This is a genomic window from Sorangium sp. So ce1036, from assembly GCF_051369805.1.
GTDB lineage: Bacteria > Myxococcota_A > Polyangia > Polyangiales > Polyangiaceae > Sorangium > Sorangium cellulosum_F.
Window position 1 is genome coordinate 1 of the sequence record NZ_JBBMOX010000001.1, and the last position, 14,019, is coordinate 14,019.

1 protein-coding gene (only partly in view) is annotated in these 14,019 nt (G+C 73.5%); it reads left to right on the top strand.

Translation table 11 applies throughout. The annotated features are described in order from the left end of the window. Positions 1 to 14,019: part of a type I polyketide synthase coding region (locus WMF31_RS00005; protein ID WP_436599988.1), annotated on the top strand (this coding region is incomplete at its 5' end). The annotated region continues 2,550 nt past the right edge of the window; the window shows 14,019 of its 16,569 annotated nt.

Consider the following 14,019-nt stretch of genomic DNA (forward strand, 5'->3'; position numbering starts at 1 on the left):
GGCGTCAGGCATCTGCTGCTCACATCGCGTCGCGGCCTCGATGCCCCTGGCGCGCCCGAGCTCGTGCAGAAGCTGAAGGAACTCGGGGCCGAGGCGGTGAGCGTCGTGGCGTGCGACATCTCCGACCGGGCCGAGGTGGCCGGCGTGCTGGCCGGCATCGCCGCCGAGCACCCGTTGACGGCGGTGCTGCACCTCGCGGGTGTGCTCGACGACGGTGTGCTGGTGGCCCAGACACCCGAGCGCTTCGCGCGGGTGCTGAGGCCCAAGGTCGACGGGGCGCTCCACCTGCACGAGCTGACGCAGGCGCTGGATCTTGCGGCGTTCGTGCTGTTCTCCTCGGCGTCGGGCACGCTCGGAACCGCAGGCCAGAGCAACTACGCGGCGGCGAACACCTTCCTCGACGCGCTCGCGGCGCATCGGCTGCGCCGCGGCCTTCCGGCGAAGAGCCTCGCCTGGGGCCTCTGGGCGCAGGCCGGCGTGGGCATGACGGCGCACCTGGGTGAGGCAGAGGTCTCCCGCATCCGGCGCGCCGGGTTCGTGCCGATGTCGGTTCGAGAGGCGCTGCTGCTGCTGGATGCTGCGCTGGCGCGGCCGGAGGCGAACCTCGTCCCGTCGCACTTCGACCTGGGCAGGCTGCAGCGCAGCCAGAGCGACGGCGGCGAGCTGCCCGCGATGTTCCGGGCGCTGGTGCGGCCAGGCGTGCGCAAGGCCTCGTCGGCCTCGCACGAGGCCTCAGCGCTCCGCGAGCGGCTGTCGGCGCTGCCGGAGCCGGAGCGGCTGAGCTCGCTGATCGCGCTGACGCGGTCGGAGGTCGCCGTCGTGCTCGGCTTGCCGCGCGCCGAGGCCGTCCTGCCCGACCAGGTGTTGAGGGAGCTGGGGCTCGACTCGCTGACGGCCGTGGAGCTGCGCAATCGCCTCAGCGCTCAGGCGCAGACGAAGCTGCCGGCGACGCTGGCGTTCGACTACCCGACGCCGCGGGCGATCGCCGAGCTGCTCCTCAAGCAGGCCTTTTCGGAGGTCGAGGCGGCGACGCCCCGCGCACGGCCCCAGCGAAGGGTGCGGGACGACGAGCCGATCGCGATCGTGTCGATGGCGTGCCGGCTGCCGGGGGGCGTCGAGAGCCCGGAGGAGTACTGGCGGCTGCTGTCGGAGGGGCGCGACGCGATCGAGGTGTTCCCGTCGCGGTGGGATGCGCTCTCGGTCTATGACCCCGACCCCGAGGCCGTGGGCAAGAGCTACGTGCGCGAGGGCGGCTTCCTGCGGAACGTCGATCTCTTCGACGCCGGGTTCTTCGGCATCTCGCCGCGCGAGGCGCAGTCGATGGACCCGCAGCAGCGGCTGGTGCTGGAGACGGCGTGGGAGGCGCTGGAGCGGGCGGGCGTGCGCCCCGCGTCGTTGAGCGAGAGCGCCGCCGGCGTGTACCTGGGCGCGATGGGCTCGGACTACGGCGTCCTCCAGAGCGGAGATCTGGAGGCGCTGGACGGGTACTGGGGAACAGGGAGCGCCGGGAGCGTGATCTCGGGCCGGGTGGCGTACGTGCTGGGGTTGCAGGGGCCAGCGCTCACCGTGGATACCGCCTGCTCCTCGTCGCTGGTGACATTGCATCTGGCCTGCACGGCCCTGCGTCAGGGCGAGTGCGACATCGCGCTGAGCGGCGGCGTGATGGTGATGACCACGCCGGCCACGTTCGTGGAGTTCAGCCGGCTCAAGGCCCTGCCGCGCGACGGGCGGTGCAAGAGCTTCTCCGCGCGGGCCGACGGCGCGATCTGGGCCGAGGGGTGCGCGATGCTGGTGCTCAAGCGGCTGTCGGACGCGCAGCGCGACGGCGATCGGGTGCTGGCGGTCATCCGGGGCTCTGCGGTGAACCAGGACGGCCGCAGCCAGGGGCTGACGGCGCCGAACGGGCCGTCGCAGCAGCGGGTGATCCGTCAGGCGCTGTCGTCGTGCCGGCTGACGCCGGAGGACATCGACGCGGTGGAGGCGCACGGGACGGGGACGAGCCTGGGCGATCCGATCGAGGCGGGCGCGCTGGCGGAGGTGTTCGGGCCGGGGCGCGCGCCGGAGCGGCCGGTGTACCTGGGATCGGCGAAGTCCAACCTCGGCCATGCGCAGGCGGCGGCTGGCGTGGCGGGGGTGATGAAGATGGTGCTGGCGATGCAGCACGAGGAGCTGCCGAAGACGCTGCACGCGGAGGAGCCGAGCCCGCACGTCGCGTGGGAAGGCAGCGGGCTGTCGCTGCTGCAGCAGGCGCATCCGTGGCCGCGCGGCGGCCGTGTGCGGCGCGCGGGCGTGTCGTCGTTCGGCATCAGCGGGACCAACGCGCACGTCATCCTCGAGGAGGCGCCGGCGGCCGAACCGAAGCCGGCGCCGGCGGAGACAGGGCCTCTGCTCGCCTCGTCGGCCTTGCCGCTCGTGCTGTCGGGGCGCGACGAGGCGGCGCTGCGCGCGCAGGCCGAGCGCTGGGCGAGGTGGCTGAAGGAGCGGCCCGGGTATCGCTGGGCCGACGTGGTGAGCGCGGCGGCGCTGCACCGGACGCACTTCGAGGCGCGCGCGGCGGTGCTGGCGGGCAGCGCGGAGGAGGCGGCCGAGGGGCTCTCGGCGCTGGCCGAGGGGCGCGGCCACGCGTCGGTCTCGGTGGGCAAGGCGCGGGCGCCGGGCAAGGTGGTGTTCGTGTTCCCGGGCCAGGGCAGCCAGTGGCTCGGGATGGGCCGGGCGCTGCTGGAGCAATCGGCGGCGTTCGCGGAGGCGGTGGAGGCGTGTGACGCGGCGCTGAAGCGGTGGACGGGCTGGTCGGTGGCGGCGATCCTGCGCGGCGAGCAGGGCGAGGAGCTTCCGCCGTTCACGCGGGTGGACGTGGTGCAGCCTGCGCTGTTCGCGATGAGCGTGGGGCTCGCGGCGGCGTGGCGGTCGCTGGGCGTGGAGCCCGCGGCGGTGGTGGGGCACAGCCAGGGCGAGGTGGCGGCGGCGGTGGTCGCGGGCGCGCTGTCGCTGCAAGACGGGGCGCGGGTGGTGGCGCTGCGCAGCCAGGCGGTGCGCAAGTGCGCGGGCAAGGGCGGCATGGTGCTGGTGGAGCGGCCCGTGTCGGAGGTGCAGGGGTACATCGAGCGGTTCGGCGAGGCGCTGTCGATCGCCGCGGTGAACACGGCGAGCTCGACGGTGGTGTCGGGCGACGCGCGGGCGGTCGACGAGCTGGTGGCGAGCTTGCAGGCGAGGGAGGTGTTCTGCCGGAAGGTGAACGTCGACTACGCCTCACACAGCGCGCACATGGATGAGCTGCTGCCGGAGCTGGCATCGCAGCTCGCGTCGCTGGAGCCGAGGCCGTCGACGATACCGTTCTACTCGACGGTGACGGGCGCGCTGCTGCGCGACGACGAGGCGCTGGACGGGGAGTACTGGTGCCGGAACCTGCGCCTGCCGGTGCGGCTGGACAAGGCGCTGGTGGAGCTCTTGGCCGACGGCCACGGGGTGTTCGTGGAGGTGAGCGCGCACCCGATCCTGGCGATGCCGCTCACGACGGCGTGCGCCGAGGCGCAGGGCGTGGTGGTGGGCAGCCTGCAGCGCGGCGAGGGCGGGCTGTCGCAGCTCAGCGGGACGCTGGGCGCGCTGCACGTGCAGGGGTACGAGGTGGACTGGAAGCGGCTGTTCGGCGGCCAGGACGCGAGGCACGTGGACCTGCCGACGTACGCTTTCCAGCGGCAGCGCTACTGGCTCGAAGCGTCCAAGGCGCGCTCGGACCTGAGCTCGGCTGGCCTGAGGACGGCCGAGCACCCGCTGCTCGGCGCGGCGACGCGGGTGGCGGACACCGACGGCTACCTGTTCACAGGCCGGCTGTCGCTGCGCGAGCGGCCGTGGCTGAGGGATCATGCCGTGTTCGGGAAGGTGCTCTTTCCCGGCACGGGGATGCTGGAGCTAGCGCTGACGGCGGCGCGGGCGGTGGGCGGCGGCGCGGTCTCGGAGCTGATCCTGGCCGAGCCGCTGGTGCTGAGCGAGACCGAGGCGCGCCGGGTGCAGCTCTCGGTCGAGGCGCCGGACGCGCAGGGCCGGCGCGGCTTCGGGCTGTACAGCCAGCCCGAGGAGGCGCCCGAGGACGCCCCGTGGGTGCAGCACGCAACAGGCACCCTGACCAATGATGCGATCGAGGACGCGGATGCGTTCGAGGAGCTTCAGACGTGGCCCGTGCCCGATGCCGAGGAGGTCGACCTCTCGGGGTTCTACGAGCGACTCGAGGAGCAGGGGGTCCATTACGGCCCATCGTTCCAGGGGCTCATCGAGCTGTCCCGACGAGGGAGCGTGTTCTACGGCCAGGTGGCGCTGCCCGAGGCCGTGGCGGACGGCGCCGAGGACTACGGAGTGCATCCGACGCTGCTCGATGCAGCGCTGCAGACCCTCGGAGCAGCCATCGAGCCACGCTCGCAGAGCGACGCGATCCTGATGCCGTTCGCCTGGTCGGAGGCGGTCTTGCTCGCCAGGGGGGCGAGCGCGCTGCGGGTGAGGTTCGAGCTCCGGGAGCAGGGCGCACAGCAGGTCACCGGCTCGCTCTTCCTGGCCGACGCGGCAGGCGAGCCGGTCGCGAGCATCCATGAGCTGAAGGTGCGTCGCGCGACAGCGTCGCAGCTTCGAGAGGCGACGCGGGTTGGCGCCCAGCACCATCTGTACCGGGTCGAGCTCCAGCCCGTGGGCCTCGCGGAGCCTCCGCCGTCGAACGTCGCCCAGGTCGTGCTCCGCTCTTCTCCTGGCCAGTCGCCGCTTGCGGATGCGCTGGCGGCGGAGACGGTCTTTGACCTCGATGAGGTGATCGCTCGTCTCGATCGGGGCGCCGACTCCCCCGTACGCGTGGTGGTCGACGCTACCGTCGTCGACCCAGGGGATCAGGGCGTCGTGGCGTCGACCCACGAGGCGATGCGACGGGCGCTCCTGCTCCTGCAAGCGTGGCTGTCGGACCGGCGCCTCGAGTCCATGGAGCTTGTGTGGGTCACACGCGGCGCGCTCGGCACGGATGCCGCCGATGGCGTCCAGGATCTGGTGCACGCGCCGCTGTGTGGCCTCCTTCGCACGGCGCGCAGCGAGTATCCTGACCGCCGGCTGCGGCTGATCGACGTTGGGTCCGACGCTCTGGATCCACAGCTCCTGGCGCGGGCGCTGGCGACCACGGCCGAATCCGAGCTCTTGCTGCGGAGCGGCGCTGCGCGGGCTCCGCGCCTCGTGCGCGCGCAGCCGCTGGAGGAGCAGGCGACCGCCCGTCCGTTGAATCCGGAGGGCACCGTGCTGGTGACCGGCGCCACCGGCGGACTGGGACACACCGTGGCGCGGCATCTGGTGCAGAAGCACGGAGCGCGGCACCTGGTGCTCACGTCGCGCCGGGGTCTGGAGGCCCCCGGTGCTCCCGAGCTGGTGCAGGCGCTCGAGGAGCTCGGCGCCGAGACCGTGGTGATGGCGGCGTGCGACATGTCGAGCCGGGCCGAGGTGGCGGCCCTGCTGGCCGGCATCGGCGCGGAGCATCCCTTGACCGCGGTGCTGCACCTGGCGGGGATCGTCGACGATGGAGTCCTCGTCGCCCAGAATCCGGCGCGCTTCTCGCGGGTGCTGGCCCCCAAGGTGGACGCGGCCTTCCTTCTGCACGAGCTGACGCAGGAGCTGGATCTTGCGGCCTTCGTGCTGTTCTCGTCCGTGGCGGGGACCCTCGGCGCGGCTGGCCAGAGCAACTACGCGGCGGCGAATACCTTCCTGGACGCGCTGGCGGCGCACCGCCGCGGCCGCGGGCTCGTCGCGACGAGTCTCGCCTGGGGGGTCTGGACGCCGGCCGGCGGAGGTATGGCGGCGCAGCTCGGCTCCGCGGATCTGGCGCGGTTCAAGCGCTACGGGCTTGTATCGATGTCGCTTCAAGAGGGGCTGGAGCTGCTCGATGCGGCGCTGGCGCGCCCCGAGGCGACCTTCGTTCCGTCGCACTTCGACCTGGCCAGGCTGCAACGCTCCATCGAGGCGGATGGCGAGCCGCCCGCGTTGCTCCGGGCGCTCGTGCGCCCGGCCCTGCGCAAGGCGTCGTCGGGGTCCAACGAGGCTTCGGCGCTCCGGGAGCGGCTGTCGGCGCTGCCGGAGCCGGAGCGGCTGGACGCGCTGCTCGAGCTGGTGCGGACCGAGGTGGCGCTGGTGGCGGGGCTGCCGCGCGGCAAGGCGGTGCAGCCGGATCAGGTGCTGAGGGAGCTGGGGCTCGACTCGCTGATGGCCGTGCAGCTTCGCAATCGGCTCAGCGCGCGGGCGCAGACGAAGCTGCCTGCGACGCTGGCGTTCGACTACCCGACGCCGCGGGCGATCGCCGAGCTGCTCCTCAAGCAGGCCTTCTCGGGGCAGGAGGCCGCGGCGCCGCGCGCGAAATCGAGGCGGAAGGGGCAAGAGGACGAGCCGATCGCGATCGTGTCGATGGCGTGCCGGCTGCCGGGGGGCGTCGAGAGCCCGGAGGAGTACTGGCGGCTGCTGCTGGAGGGGCGCGACGCGATCGAGGGATTGCCGGGGCGGTGGGACGCGCTGTCGGTCTATGATCCCGATCCGGAGGCGGCGGGCAAGAGCTACGCGCGGGAGGGTGGATTCCTGCGGGACATCGACCTGTTCGATGCCGGGTTCTTCGGCATCTCGCCGCGCGAGGCGCAGTCGATGGACCCGCAGCAACGGCTGGTGCTGGAGACGGCGTGGGAGGCGCTGGAGCGGGCGGGCGTGCGTCCCTCCGAGGTGAGCGGGAGCGCCACCGGCGTGTACCTGGGCGCGTCGAGCACGGATTATGGCGCTTACCAGGGTAACGGCCTGGAGGCGCTGGACGGGTACCGGGGCACGGGCAGCGCGGGCAGCGTCATCTCGGGCCGGGTGGCGTATGTGCTGGGCCTGCAGGGCCCGGCGATGACCGTGGACACGGCCTGCTCCTCGTCGCTGGTCGCGCTTCACCTGGCCTGCGCGGCCTTGCGGCAGGGCGAGTGCGACATGGCGCTCACCGGTGGTGTGATGGTGATGAGCACTCCGGCGCTGTTCGTGGAGTTCAGTCGATTGAAGGGGATGGCGCCGGACGGTCGATGCAAGAGCTTCTCCGCGCAGGCCGATGGCGCCGGCTGGGCCGAAGGGTGTGGGGTGCTGGTGCTCAAGCGGCTGTCGGACGCGCAGCGCGACGGCGACCGGGTGCTGGCGGTCATCCGGGGCTCTGCGGTGAACCAGGACGGCCGCAGCCAGGGGCTGACGGCGCCGAACGGGCCGTCGCAGCAGCGGGTGATCCGCCAGGCGCTGTCGTCGTGCCGGCTGTCGCCGGAGGACATCGACGCGGTGGAGGCGCACGGTACGGGGACGAGCCTGGGCGATCCGATCGAGGCGGGCGCGCTGGCGGAGGTGTTCGGGCCGGGGCGCGCGCCGGAGCGACCGGTGTACCTGGGGTCGTCGAAGTCCAACCTCGGCCATGCGCAGGCGGCGGCGGGCGTGGCGGGGGTGATGAAGATGGTGCTGGCGATGCAGCACGAGGTGCTGCCGAGGACGCTGCACGCGGAGGAGCCGAGCCCGCACGTCGCGTGGGAAGGCAGCGGGCTGTCGCTGCTGCAGCAGGCGCGTCCGTGGCCGCGCGGCGGCCGCGTGCGGCGCGCGGGCGTGTCGTCGTTCGGCATCAGCGGGACCAACGCGCACGTCATCCTCGAGGAGGCGCCGGCGGTCGAACCGAAGCCGGCGCCGGCGGAGACAGGGCCTCTGCTCGCGTCGTCGGCCCTGCCGCTCGTGCTGTCGGGGCGAGACGAGGCGGCGCTGCGCGCGCAGGCCGAGCGCTGGGCGAGGTGGCTGAAGGAGCGGCCCGGGTATCGCTGGGCCGACGTGGTGAGCGCAGCGGCGCTGACGCGTGTGCACTTCGAGGCGCGCGCGGCGGTGGCGGCGGGCAGCGCGGAGGAGGCGGCCGAGGGGCTCTCGGCGCTGGCCGAGGGGCGAGCGCACAAGGCGGTGGTGCAGGGCGCGGCGGCCCGTGGCGGCAAGCTCGCGGTGCTGTTCACCGGTCAAGGCAGCCAGCGGCCGGGGATGGGCAAAGGCCTTTACGAGGCCTATCCGGTCTTCCGCCAGGCGCTCGATGCGGTGTGCGAGGCGCTGGACGCGCACCTGGACCAGCCGCTGCGGGCGGTGATGTTCGCGGAGGCGGGCAGCGAGCTCGGAGCGCTGCTGGAGCAGACGTCGTGGACCCAGCCTGCGCTGTTCGCGCTGGAGGTGGCGCTCTTCCGGCAGTGGCAGGCCTGGGGCGTGCAGCCCTCGGCGCTGGCGGGCCACTCGATCGGGGAGCTGAGCGCGGCGCACGTGTCGGGCATGCTGAGCCTGAGCGACGTGGCGCGGCTCGTCTGCGCGCGCGGGCGGCTGATGCAGGCGTGCGAGCCGGGCGGAGCCATGGTCTCGATGGAAGCATCGGAGGCGGAGGTGGCGCCGGCGCTGGCGGAGTTTGCGGGCCGGGTGGACATCGCGGCGCTCAACGGCCCGCGCCAGACGGTGATCAGCGGCGACGCGGAGGCGGTGCTTGCGCTCTCGGCGCGGTTCGAGGTGCTGGGCCGGCGGATGCGGCGGCTGCGCGTCTCGCACGCGTTCCACAGCGCGCACATGGACAGCATGCTCGCGGCGTTCGAGGAGGAGGCGGAGCGCTGCGAGTTCCTGGCGCCGCGGATCCCGCTCGTCAGCCACGTCGACGGCGCGGCGGCCGACGAGGCCGCGCTGAGGACCCCCGCGTACTGGGTGCGGCAGGTCCGGAAGGCGGTGCGCTTCGCCGATGCGATGAGGTCGCTGCAGGAGCATGGCGTGGGCAGCTACCTGGAGTGCGGGCCCGACGGAGTGCTGGCGGCGATGGGGGCCGCGTGCCTGGCCGAGGGGGCCGAGGGCGTGTTCGTGGCGAGCCTGCGCAAGGACCAGGAGGAAGCGCGCTCGCTGGTGACGGCGCTGGGCCAGCTTCACGTGCACGGCCATGAGCTCGACTGGAAGCAGGTGCTTCCAAACCCTGCGATGCGGCACGTGGACCTGCCGACGTACGCCTTCCAGCGGCAGCGCTACTGGCTGGATGCGCCCAAGCCGCCGGTGGGCGCCGGGGGAGCGTCGGAGTCGGAGCGGGCGCTGTGGGAAGCCGTGGAGGAGGGCAAGGGCGAAGGCGTCGCCGAGCTGCTCGCGCTGCCGGACGAGGTGCGCGGCAATGTCAGTCCGCTGCTGCCGTACCTTGCGGCGTGGCGCCATCGCAACGAGGCCGAGGCCGCGGTCGGAAGCTGGCTGTATGGGGAAGCGTGGAGACGCGAAGCCACGGCCGCGAGCGGCGGCGTGGGGCTGAGCGGGAGATGGCTGCTGGTGGCAGGGGCAGCGGCCGAAGGGCTGGCGAAGCGGGTCACCGAGGTGCTGGGCGGGGCAGGTGCGGAGGTGGTCCGGCTGGAGCCGAGTCAGGACCGAGCGCAGCTCGCGGCCGCGCTGAAGGCGCAGGAGCCGGTGAGCGGGGTGGTGTCGCTGACGGCCCTGGACGAGGAGAGCGCGCCGGAGCGTCCGCAGCGGGAGCGCGGGCTGCATCAATCGCTGACGCTGGCGCAGGCGCTGGGCGACGCGGGGATCGGGGCGCCGCTGTGGCTGCTGACCCAGGGTGCGGTGGCGGTGGATGATGCGGACGAGCTGACGCACCCGTCGCAGGCGCTGGTGTGGGGGCTGGGGCGCGTGGTGGCGCTGGAGCACGCGGGTCGGTGGGGTGGGCTCGTGGACGTGCCAGCCGAGCTGGACGTGGGTGCAGCGCAGCAGTTGCGGGCGACGCTGGCGAGCCAGGACGAGGAGGACCAGGTGGCGATCCGGCGCGGCGGCCGGTTCGTGAGGCGCCTGGTGCGGGTGCGGCCGCAGGCCCGCAAGGCGAGCTGGAAGGTGAGAGGGACGGTGCTCATCACCGGCGGCGTGGGGGGGCTGGGGGCGCACCTGGCCCGCTGGCTGGCGGAGCGTGGAGCCGAGCACCTCGTGCTGACCTCGCGGCGTGGCGCTGACGCCCCCGGCGCGGCCGAGCTGCGCGAGGAGCTGGTCGGTCGTGGCGTGCGGGTGACGCTGGCGGCGTGCGACGTGTCGGAGCGCGAGCAGGTCGAAGCGCTGCTGGCGATGGTGGAGCAGGACGAGGCGCCGCTGCGCGCGGTGGCGCACCTGGCCGGAGTGGTTCGGCGCACGCCGCTGGCGGAGCTGGCCGCGGAGCAGGTGGCCGACGAGCTGGGCGCGAAGGTCGGCGGGGCGTGGCACCTGCACGAGCTGCTCGAAGGGCGGGAGCTGGACGCGTTCGTGATGTACGGCAGCATCGCGGGGCTGTGGGGCTCCGGGGCGCAGGGGGCCTACAGCGCGGCCAATGCGGCGCTCGATGCGCTGGCGCGGCATCGCCGGCAAAAGGGGCTCGCGGCGACGGTGCTGCACTGGGGGCCGTGGGCGGAAGGAGGGATGGTCAACGGCGAGGCCGAGGAGCACCTGAGGCTGCGGGGCCTTGCGTCGATGGCGCCCGACAAGGCGCTTGCGTGCCTGGAGCTGGCGCTGCGCGCGGGCAGCACGTCGGTCGGCGTGGCGGACGTGGACTGGTCGCGGTTCGTGGCGACGTTCTGCGCGGCGCGGCGGCGGCCGCTGCTCGAGGGCATCGAGCAGGTCGTTCAGCAGCTGGAGAGCAGCCGCCGGACGCAGGTGGCCGGGGATAGCTCGCTGCAGCAGCAGCTGCGCAGCTTGCCGGAGGCGCAGCGGTACCGACACGTGCGCGACCTCATCGCGGCGGAGACGGCCGCGGTGCTGCGTGTGAATGACCCAGGTACGCTCGATCCGCACCGGGGCTTGCTGGATCTGGGGCTGGATTCGCTCATGGCCGTGGAGCTGACCAGGCGGCTGCGGGAGCGCAGCGGGCTGGCCATCCCCAGCACGCTGGTGTTCGACCATCCGACGCTGGACGCGGCGGCGCAATGGCTGCTGGAGCAGCTGACCCCGGGGCGGCCGCAGGCCCGGGAGAGCGAGGTCGGTGAGAGCGAGGTCCGCGCAGGTATCGACGCGAGCGAGCCGATGGCGATCGTGGGCGTGGGGCTGCGCATGCCGGGCGGCGCCCGGGACCTGGACGGTCTGTGGTCGCTGCTGGCCGAAGAGCGCGACACGCTGCGCCTGATCCCGCCGGAGCGCTTCGACGTCCAGGCGCTGTACGACGCCGATCCGGACGCCAAGGGCAAGACGTACGTGCGACACGCGTCGCTGATGGAGGACGTGGCCTCGTTCGACGCGTCGTTCTTCGGGATCAGCCCGCGCGAGGCGGAGCCGATGGACCCCCAGCAGCGATTGCTGCTGGAGACGGCGTGGAACGCGCTGGAGGACGCGGGCGTGCGCGCCGACCAGCTGAGAGGCTCGGACACGGGCGTGTTCGTGGGCGTCGCGCCGAGCGAGTACGCCCATTACCGCGGAGCGAGCGCGAAGGAGGACGCGTACGCGCTGACGGGGACGGCGCTGAGCTTCTCCGCCGGACGGGTGGCGTACCACCTGGGGCTGCAGGGCCCCGCGGTGTCGGTGGACACGGCGTGCAGCTCGTCGCTGGTCGCGCTGCACCTGGCGTGCGAAGCGCTGCGCCGAGGCGATTGCGCCATGGCGCTGGCCGCGGGAGTCCAGGTGATCGCCGACCCGTCGGGGTTCGTGCTGCTGTCGCGCACGCGCGCGGTATCGGCCGACGGTCGTTGCAAGACGTTCTCCGAGGCAGCCGACGGCTATGGCCGGGGCGAGGGCGTGGCGGTGGTGGTGCTGATGCGGCTGTCCGACGCGCAGGCGCAAGGCAAGCGGGTGCTGGGGCTGGTGCGCGGTACGGCGGTCAACCAGGACGGGGCCAGCAGCGGCATCACCGCGCCCAACGGCACCGCGCAGCAGAAGGTGCTGCGGGCGGCGCTGCGGCACGCGGGCCTGCGGCCGGCGGACATCGATGTGGTCGAGTGCCATGGGACCGGGACCTCGCTGGGCGACCCGATCGAGGTCCAGGCGCTCGGCGCGGTGTACGGCCAGGGGCGCGACGCGAAGCGGCCGCTGCTGCTCGGGGCGATCAAGAGCAACATCGGTCACCTGGAGTCGGCGTCGGGGCTGGCCGGCCTGTGCAAGGTGCTGGCGGCGTTCCGCCACGAGGCGCTGCCGGCGACGCTGCACAGCGCGCCGCGCAACACGAAGATCCCCTGGGAGAGCCTGCCCGTGCAGGTGGTGGATCGATTGACGCCATGGCCCCGACGTCAGGATGGCCAGCCGCGTCGAGCGGGCGTGTCGTCGTTCGGCATCAGCGGGACCAACGCGCATGTGATCGTGGAAGAGCCGCCGGCGCTCGAGCCTCGGGGCGAGGTGATCGACATGGCCCTGGCGCAGACGCCGCCCGTGCTGCCGCTCGTGCTCTCAGGGCGAGACGAGGCGGCGCTGCGCGCGCAGGCCGAGCGCTGGGCGCGGTGGCTGGAGGGGAGACCCGAGCACGGCTGGGCGGATGTGGTGAGCGCAGCGGCGCTGACGCGTGTGCACTTCGAGGCGCGCGCGGCGGTGGCGGCGGGCAGCGCGGAGGAGGCGGCCGAGGGGCTCTCGGCGCTGGCCGAGGGGCGAGCGCACAAGGCGGTGGTGCAGGCAGCGGCGGCCCGTGACGGCAAGCTCGCGGTGCTGTTCACCGGCCAGGGCAGCCAGCGGCCGGGGATGGGCAAAGGCCTTTACGAGGCCTACCCGGTCTTCCGCCAGGCGCTCGATGCGGTGTGCGAGGCGCTGGACGCGCACCTGGACCAGCCGCTGCGGACGGTGATGTTCGCGGAGGCGGACAGCGAGCTCGGGGCGCTGCTGGAGCAGACGTCGTGGACCCAGCCTGCGCTGTTCGCGCTGGAGGTGGCGCTCTTCCGGCAGTGGCAGGCCTGGGGTGTGCAGCCCTCGGCGCTGGCGGGCCACTCGATCGGGGAGCTGAGCGCGGCGCACGTGTCGGGCATGCTGAGCCTGAGCGACGCGGCCCGGCTCGTCTGCGCGCGCGGGCGGCTGATGCAGGCGTGCGAGCCGGGCGGAGCCATGGTCTCGATGGAAGCATCGGAGGCGGAGGTGGCGCCGGCGCTGGCGGAGTTTGCGGGCCGGGTGGACATCGCGGCGCTTAACGGCCCGCGCCAGACGGTGATCAGCGGCGACGCGGAGGCGGTGCTTGCGCTCTCGGCGCGGTTCGAGGTGCTTGGCCGGCGGACGCGGCGGCTGCGCGTCTCGCACGCGTTCCACAGCGCGCACATGGACAGCATGCTCGCGGCGTTCGAGGAGGAGGCGGAGCGCTGCGAGTTCCTGGCGCCGCGGATCCCGCTCGTCAGCCACGTCGACGGCGCGGCGGCCGACGAGGCCACGCTGAGGACCCCCGCGTACTGGGTGCGGCAGGTCCGGAAGGCGGTGCGCTTCGCCGATGCGATGAGGTCGCTGCAGGAGCAGGGCGTGGGCAGCTACCTGGAGTGCGGGCCCGACGGGGTGCTGGCGGCGATGGGGGCCGCGTGCCTGGCCGAGGGGACAGAGGGCGTGTTCGTGGCGAGCCTGCGCAAGGACCAGGAGGAAGCGCGCTCGCTGGTGACGGCGCTGGGCCAGCTTCACGTGCACGGCCACGAGCTCGACTGGAAGCAGGTGCTTCCAAACCCTGCGATGCGGCACGTGGACCTGCCGACGTACGCCTTCCAGGGGCAGCGCTACTGGCTCGACGCGCCCAAGGTCGGCGCCGACGTGAGCGCTGCGGGGCTGCGGCCTGCGGAGCACCCGCTGCTGGGCGCGGCGACGCGGCTGGCGGACAGCGACGGAGCCCTGTTCACGAGCCGGCTGTCGCTCGGCGAGCAGCCGTGGCTGCGGGATCACGCGGTCTACGGCAATGTGCTGTTCCCAGGCACGGGCATGCTCGAGCTCGCCCTCGCCGCCGCGCGCGCCACGGGCAACCGCGCCGTCTCGGAGCTCGTGCTGGCAGAGCCGCTGGTGCTGAGCGAGGCCGAGGCGCGCCGGGTCCAGCTCTCGGTCGAGGCGCCTGACGCGCAAGGTCGCCGCGGCTTC